Annotated in this window: 14 protein-coding genes; 10 read left to right on the forward strand and 4 right to left on the reverse strand. The window is 51.5% G+C overall.

Going from position 1 to position 15618, the window contains the following annotated elements:
• The 7 genes from AC6R1O_RS15025 to AC6R1O_RS15055 all read left to right on the forward strand — a co-directional run.
• On the forward strand, positions 1-691 hold a 691-nt coding region (locus tag AC6R1O_RS15025; RefSeq protein ID WP_500657310.1), incomplete at its 5' end, for a GntR family transcriptional regulator.
• Between the two features lie 11 nt (positions 692-702).
• On the forward strand, positions 703-1596 hold the full coding sequence (gene prpB, locus AC6R1O_RS15030) for a methylisocitrate lyase (protein ID WP_334550470.1): 894 nt from the start codon (positions 703-705) through the stop codon (positions 1594-1596).
• Positions 1597-1801: 205 nt separating this feature from the next.
• Entirely contained in the window at positions 1802-2950 is a 1149-nt protein-coding gene (gene prpC, locus AC6R1O_RS15035) for a bifunctional 2-methylcitrate synthase/citrate synthase (RefSeq protein ID WP_500632383.1), read from the forward strand.
• A 23-nt stretch (positions 2951-2973) separates the two neighbouring features.
• Positions 2974-5565 (forward strand): Fe/S-dependent 2-methylisocitrate dehydratase AcnD, encoded by a 2592-nt coding sequence (gene acnD / locus AC6R1O_RS15040; RefSeq protein WP_500629920.1) that lies wholly within the window; start codon positions 2974-2976, stop codon positions 5563-5565.
• A 10-nt stretch (positions 5566-5575) separates the two neighbouring features.
• Positions 5576-6760 (forward strand): 2-methylaconitate cis-trans isomerase PrpF, encoded by a 1185-nt coding sequence (gene prpF / locus AC6R1O_RS15045; protein WP_500632385.1) that lies wholly within the window; start codon positions 5576-5578, stop codon positions 6758-6760.
• 40 nt (positions 6761-6800) lie between these two features.
• Positions 6801-8678, forward strand: coding sequence for a propionyl-CoA synthetase (locus tag AC6R1O_RS15050; RefSeq protein WP_500657311.1), 1878 nt, complete (start codon positions 6801-6803; stop codon positions 8676-8678).
• A gap of 129 nt (positions 8679-8807) precedes the next feature.
• Positions 8808-9281: a GNAT family N-acetyltransferase gene (locus tag AC6R1O_RS15055; protein ID WP_500627114.1), complete on the forward strand. Its 474-nt coding sequence runs from the start codon at positions 8808-8810 to the stop codon at positions 9279-9281.
• A 70-nt stretch (positions 9282-9351) separates the two neighbouring features.
• Here the strand turns inward: AC6R1O_RS15055 and AC6R1O_RS15060 are convergent, their stop codons facing one another.
• Positions 9352-10167, reverse strand: a complete 816-nt coding sequence (locus tag AC6R1O_RS15060) for a Cof-type HAD-IIB family hydrolase (RefSeq protein ID WP_500632387.1) — start codon at positions 10165-10167, stop codon at positions 9352-9354.
• Between the two features lie 151 nt (positions 10168-10318).
• On the opposite strand from AC6R1O_RS15060, the gene queE reads away from it, so the two are divergent.
• Together queE and queC are read left to right on the forward strand one after the other, a co-directional pair.
• Entirely contained in the window at positions 10319-10987 is a 669-nt protein-coding gene (gene queE, locus AC6R1O_RS15065) for a 7-carboxy-7-deazaguanine synthase QueE (RefSeq protein WP_500632388.1), read from the forward strand.
• 11 nt (positions 10988-10998) lie between these two features.
• On the forward strand, positions 10999-11685 hold the full coding sequence (gene queC / locus AC6R1O_RS15070; RefSeq protein ID WP_500657312.1) for a 7-cyano-7-deazaguanine synthase QueC: 687 nt from the start codon (positions 10999-11001) through the stop codon (positions 11683-11685).
• Between the two features lie 78 nt (positions 11686-11763).
• Here queC and AC6R1O_RS15075 read toward each other — a convergent pair whose 3' ends face one another.
• The 3 genes from AC6R1O_RS15075 to AC6R1O_RS15085 all read right to left on the reverse strand — a co-directional run bounded on the left by AC6R1O_RS15075 (position 11764) and on the right by AC6R1O_RS15085 (position 14144).
• The gene (locus AC6R1O_RS15075; protein ID WP_334550457.1) at positions 11764-12117 is read right to left on the reverse strand and encodes a DUF2750 domain-containing protein; all 354 of its coding nucleotides are present in this window, start codon (positions 12115-12117) and stop codon (positions 11764-11766) included.
• 112 nt (positions 12118-12229) lie between these two features.
• Positions 12230-12838 (reverse strand): OmpA family protein, encoded by a 609-nt coding sequence (locus AC6R1O_RS15080; protein ID WP_500657313.1) that lies wholly within the window; start codon positions 12836-12838, stop codon positions 12230-12232.
• Position 12839: 1 nt separating this feature from the next.
• A complete protein-coding gene (locus tag AC6R1O_RS15085; RefSeq protein WP_500627109.1) occupies positions 12840-14144 on the reverse strand; it encodes a TolC family outer membrane protein in 1305 nt (434 codons plus the stop codon).
• Between the two features lie 415 nt (positions 14145-14559).
• Between AC6R1O_RS15085 and AC6R1O_RS15090 the strand changes: the two genes are divergently transcribed.
• The coding region (locus tag AC6R1O_RS15090) for a cadherin-like domain-containing protein (RefSeq protein ID WP_500657314.1) at positions 14560-15618 on the forward strand (1059 nt) is incomplete at its 3' end.

Raw genomic sequence — 15618 nt, forward strand, 5'->3', positions numbered from 1 at the left:
GTTTGAACTCGCCAACGGCCCAAGCAAAACGAAGCCAGCTACTGAAAATACCAAATCCCTGACACTCACCGAGAGCCTTGTCGAGGATATTGTCAGTGGTGCGATTGCCCCGGGCAGCAAAATATCGGAGCCAGAACTGGCGAAACGATTTAACGTTAGCCGCGGGCCTTTGCGTGAGGCGATTATGCGTCTTGAAGGGTTGGGATTGATAGAGCGTATCCCGCACGTCGGCGCGCGCGTGATCACCTTTTCACCGGAAAAACTGATTGAATTGTACGCAGTACGCGAGGCGCTCGAAGGAATGGCGGCCAGACTAGCTGCGCGCCACATGACACCACAAGATATTGCCGGCCTTGAGCAACTGCTGAATGCTCACTCTCATCATATTGAAGAAGTGGAAGGCGCGTCCTACTTCCACCAACACGGCGATTTTGATTTCCACTACCGCATTATTAAAGCGAGTCGCAATCGACACCTTATCAATTTGCTGTGCAATGAGCTGTACCACTTATTGCGCATGTATCGCTACCAGTCTCCGCGCGCGCAATCGCGACCAAAAGAAGCGCTGGCGGAGCATCGACATATCCTCCAAGCGATTGCCAACCGTGACGAAGAGTTAGCGGAAATGCTGATGCGTCGCCACATCTCAGGCAGTCGCCTTTTGATTGAACAACAAATACTCACGGACTAGAGGAAGTGACTATGAGTCTCACGCCCGGAGCCAAGTTTCGGCTCGCCCTACAGCAAAATCATCCGCTCCAGATTGTCGGAACCATCAACCCTTATTGCGCCATGATGGCGAAGAACTTAGGTCATCAAGCCATATATCTCTCTGGTGGGGGCATTGCCAACGCCTCGTATGGATTACCAGACCTTGGCATCACGACATTGAATGATGTGCTGGTGGATGTTGACCGCATCACTAATGCGTGCGACCTGCCGCTGTTGGTGGATATCGATACCGGATTTGGCGGCGCATTTAATATTGGCCGCACCATCAAAGCGATGGAGAAGGCCGGCGCGGCAGCGGTGCACATGGAAGATCAAGTGGCGCAAAAACGCTGTGGCCATAGACCCAACAAGGCGATCGTTAGCCAAGAAGAGATGGTCGACCGAGTCAAAGCGGCGGTGGATGCGCGCAATGACGATCAATTTGTCATCATGGCACGCACCGATGCGTTGGCCGTCGAAGGCATTGACCGTGCGATTGAGCGGGCGATTGCGTGTGTGGAAGCGGGTGCAGACATGATCTTCCCCGAAGCGATGACAGAGTTGGCGCAGTACCGACAGTTTTCCGCTGCGCTTGAAAGCGCCACGGGGAAAAAAGTGCCGATTCTGGCGAATATCACCGAATTTGGTCAAACGCCGCTCTACAGCTGTGAAGAGCTCGGCCAATCGAATGTCGACATGGTGCTCTATCCACTGAGCGCGTTTCGCGCGATGAACAAAGCGGCGGAAATGGTCTATCGCCATCTGCTTGAAGTAGGCAATCAAGAAGCGCTACTTGGCGAGATGCAGACTCGCAAAGAGCTCTATGCACACCTCAATTATCACGATTACGAGGACAAGCTCGACAGACTGTTTAGTGACCAATAACAACAGATCTTGAGTGACGAATAACAGTAGTTCTTGAGTGACGAATAACAGTAGTTTTTGAGTAACGAATAACAATAGTAATGCAAACAATAACGTGAAATCAGCGGGTTAAAGAGATCCAAACCTCTTGCCGTCAGAGCCTGAAGCAAAAGGCGCTTAAGGGCGAGGGGGATTGGGCAAAGCTCGCAAGAAAAGGAGTTCTACCATGTCTCACACTGAGAATGATCTGAGCAAAAAACCGATTGGCGGCGCAGGATTGCGTGGTCAGAGTGCCGGCAGCACCGCACTGTGCACCGTTGGTAAAACAGGAACAGGGCTAACCTACCGTGGCTACGACATCACCGATTTGGCCAATAACGCCCAATTTGAAGAGGTGGCGTTTTTGCTGCTAAGAGGCCATTTACCCAATCAACAAGAGCTAGACAATTACAAGACGCGTCTGATTGGCCTACGCGGCCTTTCGAATGAGCTTAAGGCGGCGTTAGAGCTGATTCCTGCCAGCGCCCATCCGATGGATGTGATGCGCACCGGTTGCTCAATGTTGGGAAATCTTGAGCAAGAGATGAGTTTTGATCAGCAGCTCGATGCGACCGAGCGAATGCTGGCGCTCTTTCCCGCCATTATCTGCTATTGGTATCGCTTTAGCCATGATGGCGTGAGAATTGATACCCAAGACCAAAGCGAAGCCTGCATTGGGGGCTACTTCCTCAAACTGCTCACTGATAAAGCGCCGAGTGAACTTCATAAGCAGGTGATGCACTGCTCGCTCATTTTGTATGCAGAGCATGAGTTTAATGCCTCTACCTTTGCGGCCCGAGTGTGCGCTTCGACCTTATCTGATATCCACTCATGCATCACAGCGGCGATCGGTACTTTACGAGGCCCCCTGCACGGCGGCGCTAACGAAGCCGCAATGGAGATGATTGAAGGCTGGATGACGCCCGATGAAGCGGAAGCCAACATCCTCACCATGTTGGCGAACAAAGACAAAATCATGGGATTTGGCCACGCCATTTATCGTGAAAGCGACCCGCGTAATGCGTTGATCAAGCGCTGGTCAAAAGCGCTCTCTCAAGCGGTGGGGGATACCCATCTCTATGCGGTTTCCGAACGGGTTGAAGCGGTCATGAAGCGAGAAAAAGGGCTGTTCTGTAACGCAGATTTCTTCCACGCATCGGCGTATCACTTTATGGATATTCCCACCAAACTGTTTACTCCCATTTTTGTGATGAGCCGCCTCACAGGTTGGGCAGCACACGTGTTTGAGCAGCGCGCCAACAATCGGATTATTCGCCCAAGCGCCGACTACACAGGCCCCGAGCATCAGCAGTGGGTTCCGATTGAGCAGCGTTAACGCCTAAGAGAGTGGATGTAAACATGAATAGCGATTCAAAATACAGAAAGTCACTGCCCGGATTCGATGTCGATTATTTCGATGCTCGCGCGGCGGTGAATGCACTGTCGCCCGGTGCTTACGATGGGCTGCCTTACACGTCACGGGTTCTGGCGGAGCAGTTGGTGCGCCGCTGTGAGCCAGAGAGTCTTGATGCAGCGCTGCTGCAATTGATTGAGCGCAAGCGTGACTTGGACTTTCCTTGGTATCCGGCGCGCGTCGTGTGTCACGATATTCTTGGACAAACCGCCTTGGTGGATTTGGCAGGGCTGCGTGATGCCATTGCTCTGCAAGGTGGCGATCCTGCGAAAGTGAACCCAGTGGTCGAAACGCAGCTGATTGTCGACCACTCATTAGCGGTGGAACACGCGGGCTTTGATCCACAGGCGTTTGAGAAAAACCGCGCCATCGAAGAGCGGCGCAATGAAGATCGCTTCCACTTCATTGATTGGTGTAAAACCGCGTTTGAAAACGTCAGCGTGATCCCTGCAGGCAACGGCATTATGCACCAGATCAATTTGGAAAAAATGTCGCCAGTGGTTCAAGTCAAGCAAGGCATTGCCTATCCGGATACTTGTGTCGGGACCGACAGCCACACGCCGCACGTTGATGCGCTTGGCGTGATTGCCATTGGTGTCGGCGGCCTTGAGGCAGAAACCGTCATGCTAGGACGGCCGTCGATGATGCGTTTGCCCAACATTATTGGTGTCAAGCTAAGCGGAAAACGCCAAAGTGGCATCACCGCGACAGATATCGTACTGGCGATCACCGAGTTTTTACGCGAGCAGCGTGTGGTCTCGGCCTATTTGGAGTTCTTTGGTGAAGGGGCGCGCGATTTGACGATTGGTGATCGCGCCACCATTTCCAACATGACGCCGGAATACGGGGCGACGGCAGGGATGTTCTACATCGATGAGCAGACCATTCAGTATCTAAAACTGACCGGCCGCGATGACAAGCAAGTGGCTTTAGTGGAAGCCTACGCGAAACAAACCGGACTTTGGGCGGATGCGCTTAGCGAGGCGCAGTATGAGCGTGTGTTGGAGTTTGATCTCTCGAGTGTCACACGAAACCTCGCAGGCCCGTCTAATCCCCATCGCCGCTTACCGACGAGTGAGCTGGCCAATCGCGGTATCGCGCAATCCCGCGGTACAGATACCGGCGAGCAAAGGCTGCCCGATGGCGCCGTGATTATTGCCGCGATCACCTCTTGTACCAACACTAGCAATCCGAGAAACGTCGTAGCGGCAGGGTTATTGGCGAAAAAAGCCAATCAGCTAGGTCTGGTGCGCAAGCCTTGGGTTAAGTCCTCATTTGCGCCCGGCTCGAAAGTCGCCAAGCTCTACTTGCAAGAAGCGGGGCTATTGTCAGAGCTGGAGCAGCTTGGCTTTGGCATCGTCGCTTACGCGTGTACCACCTGTAACGGAATGAGCGGCGCGCTCGATCCCACTATTGAGCAAGAGATCATCGAACGCGATCTGTATGCGACCGCGGTGCTGTCAGGCAATCGCAACTTTGACGGTCGTATCCACCCGTATGCCAAACAAGCGTTTCTTGCGTCTCCTCCGCTGGTGGTTGCCTACGCGCTGGCGGGTTCAATCCGCTTTGATATTGAGCGCGATGTGCTCGGCCACAATGCCAACGGTGAACCTATCTATCTGAAAGATCTCTGGCCAAGTGATGAAGAGATCGATCAAGTGGTGGCTCAGCACGTGAAACCTGATCAGTTTAAGCAGGTTTACATTCAAATGTTCAAATTGGATGAGGAGCAACAGGCATCCAACCCACTCTATGATTGGCGCCCGATGAGTACTTATATTCGCCGTCCACCCTATTGGGAAGGGGCGTTGGCAGGTGAGCGCACCTTGAAAGGGATGCGTCCTCTGGCGGTATTGGGTGACAACATTACCACCGATCACTTATCGCCCTCCAATGCGATTTTGGCCAGTAGCGCTGCAGGCGAGTATTTAGCCAGTATGGGCGTACCAGAAGAGGATTTTAACTCCTACGCCACGCACCGCGGCGACCACCTGACGGCGCAACGGGCCACATTCGCGAACCCCAAATTGTTCAACGAGATGGTGAAACAGGGCGGCGATGTGGTGCAAGGCTCACTGGCACGCATTGAACCCGAAGGCAAAGTGGTGCGAATGTGGGAAGCGATCGAAACCTACATGGCGCGCAAACAGCCGCTGCTCATTGTTGCAGGGGCCGACTACGGCCAAGGCTCTTCTCGAGATTGGGCGGCAAAAGGCGTTCGATTAGCCGGGGTTGAAGCCATTGTTGCGGAAGGTTTTGAGCGTATCCATCGCACCAATCTTGTTGGGATGGGCGTATTACCGCTGGAATTTAAAACGGGCGTCACGCGCCATACGCTTGAGATAGATGGCTCAGAGACCTACGACGTAGTGGGTGACATTGCGCCTGGTGCCGACTTGGCGCTGATCATTACCCGTGCCAACGGTGAAACGCTTGATGTCGCGGTGACGTGCCGTCTAGATACCGCCGATGAAGTTTCTGTTTATCAAGCGGGCGGTGTTTTGCAGCGCTTTGCTCAAGACTTTTTAGCGCAGTAGGAGGCTGGCAATGAACGATGTGATTCGCGTTCCCGCGACGTACATGCGTGGTGGAACCAGTAAAGGGGTCTTTTTCAGGTTGGAAGATTTGCCTACTCAGGCACAAACCCCCGGTCCTGCGCGTGATGCGCTATTAATGCGCGTGATTGGCAGCCCTGATCCTTATGGGAAACAGATTGATGGCATGGGCGGAGCGACATCCAGCACCTCCAAAACCGTGATAGTGAGCCCGAGCACGCGTGACGATCACGACGTGGACTATTTGTTTGGTCAGGTGGCGATAGGGCAAGCGTTTGTCGACTGGAGCGGAAACTGCGGCAACCTCTCTGCTGCGGTCGGCCCTTTCGCTATTCACGCGGGGTATCTGCCTGCTGAGCGCCTTCCCCACAATGGCCTTGCCAAGGTGCGGGTTTGGCAAGCCAATATAGAAAAAACCATTGTAGTGCATGTGCCGATCGTCGAAGGACAAGTGCAAGAAATGGGCAGTTTTATGCTCGATGGGGTCACGTTTCCTGCCGCAGAAATCCGCGTCGATTTTGTCGACCCCTCGGGCAGTGACAGTTCGCTATTTCCAACAGGGCAAGTCGCGGAAGTGTTTGATGTGCCCGGAGTGGGGGCACTCACGGCGACCTTTATCAGTGCGGGGATTCCAACCGTGTTTCTCAATGCGCACGAATTGGGCTTAACCGGCAGCGAACTTCAGCCGGCGATTAACGGCGTTCCTGATTTGCTGGATAAGCTTGAGACCATACGCGCTCACGGAGCGCTTAGGATGGGTCTAATAGCGGATCTCTCAGAGGCCGCGACTCGCCAACACACGCCTAAGTTGGCATTTGTGGCACCGCCTAATACTTATCAGACGTCAAGCGCAAGTGTGGTTGAGGCGGGCGATATTGATCTTTTGGTCAGGGCGATGTCGATGGGACAGTTGCACCACGCCATGATGGGCACCGCAGCGGTGGCTATCGCTGCGGCGGCGTGCGTACCGGGCACGCTGGTCAATCAAGCGGCGGGCGGCGGCGAGCGTGACCAAGTCACCTTTGGTCATCCGTCTGGCACCTTAACCGTCGGCGCAAAAGTCGATGAGCAAGGTGGGCAATGGTGCGCTCGGCAAGTCAGTATGGGTCGCAGCGCAAGAATTTTGATGGAGGGCGTTGTGCGTGTTCCCTCCGATGTCTTTCACTCTGTTCAATAACCAGAGTGCCAATAGCTAAAGACAGTCTGGAGGAAGCAGCATGTCTGAGTATCAAAAGCAGTATCAATGGGCAAAAGAATCGCCAGAGCAGTTCTGGCAAGCACAAGCCGAAGCGATTGATTGGTTTGAAAAACCAACCACGATATTAGCGGAGGATGACAACGGGATTGAACGCTGGTTTCCTGACGGTGTGATGAACACCTGTTGGCTCGCGCTCGATTACCATTGTGAGCAGGGACGCGGCGCAAAAACGGCGCTGATTTATGACTCCCCTGTGACAGGAACCAAAAAGCGCTACACCTATCAAGGTATGCGTGATCAAGTGGCTAAAATTGCAGGAATGCTCAGCGCGCAAGGTGTCACCAAAGGCGATCGCGTTGTCATCTACATGCCGATGATCCCAGAGGCGGCCATGGCGATGCTGGCGTGTGCTCGGCTGGGTGCGATTCATTCGGTGGTGTTTGGCGGGTTTGCTCCTAACGAGCTCGCGGTGCGCATCGAAGATGCCGAGCCTAAGGTAGTCATGACGGCTTCTTGCGGCATAGAGATCAATAAAGTGATTGAATACAAGCCGATGGTCGATAAGGCGATCATGGATAGCCGCTGGAAACCGGAAGCGGTGTTTGTGTTGCAGCGTGAACAGTGCCTGGCACCGCTCACACACGAGCGAGATGTCGATTGGCACCAAGCGTTTGAGGCGGCGCTGCCTCATGCCTGTGTGCCTGTATTGGCAACCGATCCGCTTTATATCTTGTACACATCTGGTACGACAGGCAAACCCAAAGGGGTGGTGCGCGACAATGGCGGCCATGCGGTAGCGATGAAGTATTCAATGAGCGCCATCTACAACGTGCCGCAAGAAGGTGTGTACTGGGCGGCGTCGGATGTCGGCTGGGTAGTCGGTCACTCTTATATTGTCTACGCGCCGCTGATTCATGGTTGCACCACCATTTTATTTGAGGGCAAGCCGGTAAGAACGCCCGATTCCGGTGCTTTCTGGCGCGCGTGTGAAGAGTATCAAGTGGATGTGCTGTTTTCTGCGCCGACGGCGTTTCGAGCCATCAAGAAAGAGGATCCGCAAGGGGAGTTGGTACGCCAGTACGATTTGTCCAAACTGCAGACGATTTTTATGGCCGGCGAGCGGCTTGACCCGCCAACACTAGAGTGGGTTGAACAACAAACGGGCAAGCCTGTGATCGATCACTGGTGGCAAACCGAAACGGGCTGGGCGATTGCAGGTAATCCGATTGGGATTGAAGCGATGCCCGTTAAAGCCGGTTCGGCAACCAAGCCAATCCCGGGCTATCAAGTCGACATCTTGGATGAGCTAGGGGAGATCGCAGCGCCTGGTCAGCAAGGCTTTGTGGCCCTTAAACGGCCTCTGCCGCCAAGCTGTCTACCGACGGTGTGGCGCAATCATGACCGATTTGAGTCCGGCTACTTGAGTCAATTCCCCGGCTACTACGTTTCAGGAGACGGCGGGTATCTTGATGAGGAGGGCTACTTGTTCATCATGGGCCGGATTGATGATGTGATTAACGTGGCGGGTCATCGCCTTTCCACGGGAGAGATGGAAGAGATTGTTGGTGCGCATCCTGCGATTGCAGAGTGCGCGGTGGTCGGGATTCATGATGATTTGAAAGGGCAACTGCCACTCGGTTTTGTGGTGCTAAAAGATGGCGTGAAGATTGATTCACTAGAGCTCGAAGGTGAACTGATTGGCAAAGTGCGTGATGAGATTGGCGCGGTGGCGTGCTTTAAACACGCGCTGGTCGTGGAGCGCCTACCCAAGACGCGCTCTGGTAAAATCTTGCGCCGCACCATTCGTCAAATCGCCGATGGTGAAAAGTATACAGTCCCATCGACCATTGATGATCCAACCAGCCTAGATGAAATCATGAAAGCGCTGAACTCTTAACCCGTCATTCTGCGCGCCATTCTCTCGTTATTGGGGCGGCGCGCAGGTTATCGTCAATAATCCTTTGCAACGCTTGCAATCGCACAGTTTGCGACCCAAACTAACGCTTTACCGTAAAACCGCCTCAGCATGAAGATTCGCAGCGCCATCGCACAAGACCTCGATACCCTCAACGAATTGATGTTTCAGCTCCATGATGAGCATCACCAACAGTCGCCGGACTATTTCAAACCTGCCGAAGAGATAGAGCAAGAGAAGAGTATTGCGCGTTATCTCGATAACCCTGAATGCTTGGTTTTGGTGGCATTGGATGCGTCAAGTCAACAGATTGTCGGCTTTGTGTCTGGTCACTTTTGTGAACTGATTTCTACTGTCAGCCAACCGCTGCAAATGGGATCACTAGATGAGTTGTACGTGTTGCCCACCTATCGCCAACAAGGTGTGGCTCAACAGTTGTGTGATGAGATGGCGCATCGATTTGAGCAATACGGTGTCGAAGAGATGTTTGTTGAAGTGTGGCAGTTCAACCAAAGCGCCTTAGCTCTCTATGACAGATTGGGGTTTGAGCCTCATATCCATTGGTTGAAGAAGACGCTGAAATAACAGTGGTAGCCATATGACAATAAGCAATGAGGCCGTTGCACGGTCTCATTGATTGAATTGCGCTTACCGCTTACTTATCGGCGTTGAGCACAAACTGCTCAATCACTAAGGCAACGCCATCGTCGTTATTACTAGCGGTGATGTGATTGGCGATGGCTTTGGTGCCTTCCATCGCGTTTTCCATCGCTACGCCTAACCCAGCGTATTCGAGCATGTGGTGATCATTCTCCGCATCGCCCATACAGATCACGGCGTCTGCCTCAATACCGAGGTGCTGGGCAATCGCGCCGACGCCGACACCTTTGTTACTCTGCTGGCTCAAAAACTCCAGGAAGAAGGGGGCACTTTGCACTATGGTGAAGTCGCCGTGAAAATCAGCGGGAATATCACTGATAGCTTGGGTGAGCTTCTCTGGCGCACCCACGATCATCGCTTTGATGATTTCATGGTCGTCATTCAACTCGTCAAAATCCATCAAGGTGACGGGAATTTTGTTGATGGTGGATTCAATACCAGTGAACTCATTCATCTCTGGCGTGATAAGGCCCAGCTCACTGCTGAATGCGTGACAATATAGGTCAAGCTGCTTTGCCAGCGCAGCAACACGTTTTGCACTCGCCCCATCAATGATCGCTTGGTGAATGACCGTATCACTGCCGAGCTCTTTCACCATAGAGCCGTTAAAGTAGACAACAAACTCGCCGTCAGCATAGAGGCCAAGTTCTTCAATCGCACCACGCATACCATCAATTGGGCGGCCAGAGGCAAGCACGACCTTAACGCCTTGTTCACGAGCCTTGGCAATGGCTTGTTTGGTGCGAGGGCTTATAGTTTTATCACTGGTGAGCAGGGTGCCATCCATATCCAGTGCGATCAATTTGTACATAACGGGCATCTTAAATTTGCAACAACAAAGTCTCGCAGAATAATCCTTCATCGCTTAATGATCAATTTATGATTTAGTTGACCTACACGCCGAGCTCCTTTAAGGTCTCGCCCTTGCAAAATGATTAGATGACAAATTGGGCTGATTAACTTTGTACAAAGTGAATGAAATGTTTGAAACCATCCAGGGTGAAGGGGTCTTTACAGGGGTTCCTTCGGTGTTTGTGCGCCTGCAAGAGTGTCCTGTCGGCTGCGCGTGGTGTGACACCAAACAGACCTGGGATGCGACGCCACAAGACGAAACCTCGTTTAAACAGATCATGGTCAAGCAAGGTGATTCACCCACTTGGTGCCGCGCAGACGCGAGTGCCATCGTTGAACAATATGTCGCTCAAGGTTATCAAGCCAAACATGTCGTGATCACGGGGGGCGAACCTTGTCTTTATGACTTAACGCCTTTGACCCAAGCGTTTGAAGCGATCGGTTGTCAGTGCCAAATTGAGACCAGCGGCACTTATGAGGTGCTTGCGACAGAATCAACATGGGTGACAGTGTCACCAAAAATCGCCATGAAAGGTAAACTTCCGGTGCTGGATAGCGCGCTACTTCGCGCCAACGAAATTAAGCATCCGGTTGGTACACAAAAAGACATCGATCAGCTGGATGCTTTGCTAAGCCGTGCGAAGGTGCCGAGTTGCACCACCATTGCATTGCAACCGATCAGTCAAAAGCCGCGTGCGACACAACTCTGTATTGATACTTGCATCTCGCGCAACTGGCGGTTATCTATTCAGACGCACAAGTATTTGAGTATTGCTTAAAGGAATTGAAGATGAAGAAAGCGGTCGTCGTATTTAGTGGTGGACAAGACTCCACTACCTGTTTGGTTCAAGCACTGCAAGAGTACGATGAAGTGCACGCGATAACCTTTGATTATGGCCAGCGCCACAAACTTGAAATTGAGGTGGCACAAAGCCTAGCGAAAGAGCTTGGTGTCGCAGCGCATAAAGTCCTGGATGTGGGGCTTCTCAATGAGTTGGCGATTAGCTCACTAACGCGCGATGACATTCCTGTTTCTCATGAACTGCAAGAGAACGGTTTGCCGAACTCCTTTGTGCCTGGACGCAATATCTTGTTTCTCACCCTTGCGGGCATCTACGCCTATCAGATTGGTGCAGAGGCGGTCATCACTGGTGTCTGTGAAACCGACTTTTCAGGTTATCCAGATTGCCGAGATGAGTTTGTTAAAGCAATGAACAGCGCCTTGGTGAAAGGGATGGACCGACCACTGGAGATTGTGACACCACTGATGTGGCTCAATAAAGCGCAAACGTGGGCACTGGCGGATCAATATCAAGCACTCTCTCTTATCAAAGAGAAAACCCTGACGTGTTACAACGGTATCATCGGGGATGGTTGCGGTGCCTGTCCTTCGTGTGATTTGCGCAGAGCGGGCCTTGACGCGTATCTCGACAACAAAGAGGTGGTTATTGCAGAGCTTGCAGAGAAGCAGCGCTAACCGATTTTTGTGGAATACAAAACGCCCTGCAAGTGCAGGGCGTTAATGTTTTTACAGGATCACCTGATGGCAAAGCGCTTACGCGAGGTAAAGCTTAGCGAGATCAGAAGGCTCCACTTCTTTGCCTTCCAATTGTGCGTTCCAGTTGGTGCCGACGAGGACGCCGTCTTCCGCGAGCGTCAATAGCCAATCTTCAACAAAGATATCCAGAGGGATCTCTAGGACTTCAAAGTCTGCCCACTCTTCAACGTTATGCGCTTGAGCATCCTCTTTTGAGGACCAAAACGGCATCACTTCGCTGTTCTCAAATTCTGAAGAGTCGCAAGATAGCCAACCTTCTTCGTTACGCATGCCCCAAACCAGTTTGCTCTGTTGCGTTTCTGCGACGAATAGTTCCAAGTTAGCTTGGATATCTGATGTTAATTTGCTCATTGTAAAGCTCTCTTAAAGTAGTTCGGCTGTAGGGTAGCACTCTGGACAAAGAAGCGAAACTCCTGTGCGAGGTTTCTGCTATCAAGTTGCAGCAAAACCTACGCACAAGGCGTTATTTCGGAATCGTGGTAAAGATAGTCCACTCTTCTTTGACGTGGCCTTTATGCCCAACCACACTAGCAACGACTTTTCTGTTCATGGCATGTGAGACTTCGTCTTCACCCGTGTCAGAGACGTTGTCACCATAACCCACAACGCGAATTCGGCTCGGTGTTACCCCATAGCCAACCAGCGCTTGGCGTACCTCTTCTGCACGTTGCTTCGACAGCGCGAGATTGTGTTCAGAGTTGCCCGTTTTACTGGCAAATCCCTGCAACTCAATCGAGGTTTCAGGGTATTGGTCAAGAAACGCCGCCATCGATTCAATTTGCGGGTAAAACGGAGTCGCGATTTCAGTAGAGTTGTTATCGAACAAAATATGCAAACTTAACGCCTGCGAGGTTTTGACAAAGGTGCCACAGCCATCATTATCGATGTCCGCTCTTTCGGGCGTACCCGGGCAGAGATCGCGCGCATTGACCACGCCGTCGTTGTCATCGTCTTCGAGGTCGGCGATTTGGATGGGTTTTGGGGTTTGAATATAGTCAAACTCATCGTCAGATAATACCGCCGTTGAAAGTGTGGCGCACGATAGGATAAGGGCAAAAATTGAGACTTTCATATTAGTATTCTACAGCTTGGTTCCAAGGCTCTGGGGTGTTGACTCTAAGGGCAGATAGCAAGTTGCCAGTGGCGTTCATCACTCGATATTTGGCGTACTGCTCATCGTATTTGGCATCGAGATAGTCTTTGCGGGCTTCAAACAGCTCATTCTCCGTGTTGAGCAAGTCGAGGAGCGTACGTTTGCCCAGTCGGTATTGTTTGCTGTACGCAATAACCGTCTGTGAGGCGGAGTCAACATGATCAGCCAGAAACTCTTTCTGCTGTAAGGTAAGGTCCAGCGCGCTCCATGAGAGACGTAAACTCTCCTCAACTGAGCGGAATGTGCGGTCACGGAAATCTTTGGCTTTATTTAGCTGATACGCTGCGCTTTCAGTGCGATCTGCATCCGATCCGCCATTGTATAGGTTATAGCGCATACGCAGCATGGCGGAGAACTCCTCCGCTGACCCTTCGTAGCCGCCAGCGTCGTCGCGCCACGTCTGATTGGCTTCAATAGACAGCGTAGGGAAGTTGACGCCTTTGGTCTGCTCATATTGAAAGCGTGCTGAATCGACATCCGCTTGCGCGACTTTGATGACCGGATGAGTCTCGTATGCTTTGTTGAGCGCTTCGTCTAACGTATAAGGAATAGCCATCTGATCGGCACGAGGAAAAATCAAACCTTGAGGTGATTGGCCAACCACGCGCTGAAATTGAGTATGGGTATCGAACAAATTGTTCTGAGCGGCCAGCAAGTTTCCGTGTGCTTTCGCTATACGAGCTTCAACTTGGGTCAAATCGGCTGTAGAACCGATACCGGACTCGACGCGCCTTTTAATATCACGGTAGATCTCTTTATGAATGGCGAGGTTGCTCTCGGAAAGTTGCAGAACTTCGAATGCCTTGACCGCGTCTAAATAGATGTCCGCAACTTCAAGCGCCATGTCTTGCGCTTCCGCCAACAATTGAAAACGCACCGACTCTGCATCTGCCGCCGTGCGGTCCATATCGTTCAGGGTTGATGAACCATCCCACAATAACTGGGTAAGAGACAGAGTCGCTTCTTTACGGTTGAGGTCATTTTCAACCCCAGTTGCGAGATCAACGGCTTCGTAACCAATACCTGCATCGAGATCGATTGACGGCAAATAGGCCCCAGACGCGGCTTCGGCGTCATAGACTTTGCTCATGAATTCGTTAAACGATGCTTTGATGTCAGGATTGGTCGTTAAGGTATAAGCGACCGCTTGTTCGAGTGTTTGACTTTGAGCTGGACAGCTAAGAGCTACCAAGCAGCCCACCACTTTCAACGTGTTCCAATTCAACTTTCATTCTCCATGAGATACAACGAGCGGGCATGATAGCGAACACCCACGTCTCATAAATGAGATTAAACCATTTATGGTGTCAATGAGCTAGCACTTTACGGTGATTGTGACTAACGTAGGCTAACATTTATATAACCTTTAAAGTTGCAACAGAATTCGGAGCCTGGACCTAGTCAATTTTGTTAATTTATCGATACGACGTTTCAGTTTAAGTACGATAAAAATGAGATCTTGGTTCATACTTATAAAAGTTGTGACCTGCCGCTTGTATCTAAAATGTTGCAAAGTGACAGGGTTAGAAATCGGTTTGTTGAATTAACGCGTAGTGTTAATTTATAGCTGTGATTAATAAGTCTTTGCTTGCCATCATCACAACAAAGCAGAGATCATTAGAAAGGATTAGAGGCGCGTTATGAGTTTTGTCACGCATGCATTGATCGGTAACCTAGCCGGTGGTCAAATCATTGTTATTGATAAAAATGGCAATGTAAGAGTCGTCAACGAAGGAGAGCAACTTCTTCCCGGCGAAGTCGTCATTTCCGGCGATGCCAGCCTCGTTGAATCCGCACAAAATCCAGAAGTCAGCGTAAACCTGGTTCAAGACAGTGGTGACCTCACGGACATCACCGGTGAAATCGATGCCATTTTCGCTGCGTTAGAAGAAGGCGTAGACCCAACTCAATTAGGCGATGAGTTCGCCACCGCCGCCGGTGGAACCTCCGGCTCATCGCTAACCCCAACGGGTACGATTGAGCGTGATGGGGTAGAGGCCTTAGCGAGTACGAACTTTGATACATCAGGTTTGGAGTCAATTGGATTATCGACTACTCAGAGTCTCGCTTTATTAAACCCTCAATTCTCTCCTATTTTCGTTGACATCAACAACGACCCGTTGGGTGAAAGTACGACGGTTGTTACTGACGAAGATACACCGATCAGTGGCACGCTAACCGCTACCGATCAGAATACTCAAGATACCCTAACTTATTCTCAATCTACTGCGCCTACTAATGGCAATGCTGTCGTCAACTCAGACGGCACGTGGACATACACGCCAAATGAAAACTACAACGGCCCAGATAGCTTCACTGTTATTGTTGATGATGGCAATGGCGGTACAGACACGCTCGTTGTAAATATTGATGTGACGCCGGTGAATGACGCGCCAGTCGCAGAGCCTGAAACGCGCTCGTTACTTGAAGACCAAGTAATTACTGGAACTCTAACCGCGACAGACGTCGACCTACCTGAAGGTGAATCTTTGGTGTTCACAACCATTTCTGAAGTAGCGGGACTAACGCTTAATCCTGATGGTAGTTATACCTTCGACACCAGTTCTTATGACCGTTTAGCCGAAGGCGAAGTTGAGACTATCGAAGTTCCGATTACTGTAACTGATGATCAAGGTGCAACGGATACAACTACGTTGACGATTGCGATTACGGGTACGAATGACGCAGCTACAGTCAGT

The sequence above is a fragment of the Vibrio sp. R11-SG3-ISO3-SZ genome, assembly GCF_059834345.1.

What these genes read in the sequence shown, in the direction of transcription:
- prpF (WP_500632385.1), top strand. Translation starts at nt 5,576, where the DNA reads ATGAACGATGTGATTCGCGTTCCCGCGACGTACATGCGTGGTGGAACC.
- prpB (WP_334550470.1), top strand. Translation starts at nt 703, where the DNA reads ATGAGTCTCACGCCCGGAGCCAAGTTTCGGCTCGCCCTACAGCAAAAT.
- AC6R1O_RS15050 (WP_500657311.1), top strand. Translation starts at nt 6,801, where the DNA reads ATGTCTGAGTATCAAAAGCAGTATCAATGGGCAAAAGAATCGCCAGAG.
- prpC (WP_500632383.1), top strand. Translation starts at nt 1,802, where the DNA reads ATGTCTCACACTGAGAATGATCTGAGCAAAAAACCGATTGGCGGCGCA.
- AC6R1O_RS15075 (WP_334550457.1), bottom strand. Translation starts at nt 12,117, where the DNA reads ATGAGCAAATTAACATCAGATATCCAAGCTAACTTGGAACTATTCGTC.
- queC (WP_500657312.1), top strand. Translation starts at nt 10,999, where the DNA reads ATGAAGAAAGCGGTCGTCGTATTTAGTGGTGGACAAGACTCCACTACC.
- acnD (WP_500629920.1), top strand. Translation starts at nt 2,974, where the DNA reads ATGAATAGCGATTCAAAATACAGAAAGTCACTGCCCGGATTCGATGTC.
- AC6R1O_RS15080 (WP_500657313.1), bottom strand. Translation starts at nt 12,838, where the DNA reads ATGAAAGTCTCAATTTTTGCCCTTATCCTATCGTGCGCCACACTTTCA.
- AC6R1O_RS15055 (WP_500627114.1), top strand. Translation starts at nt 8,808, where the DNA reads ATGAAGATTCGCAGCGCCATCGCACAAGACCTCGATACCCTCAACGAA.
- AC6R1O_RS15060 (WP_500632387.1), bottom strand. Translation starts at nt 10,167, where the DNA reads ATGTACAAATTGATCGCACTGGATATGGATGGCACCCTGCTCACCAGT.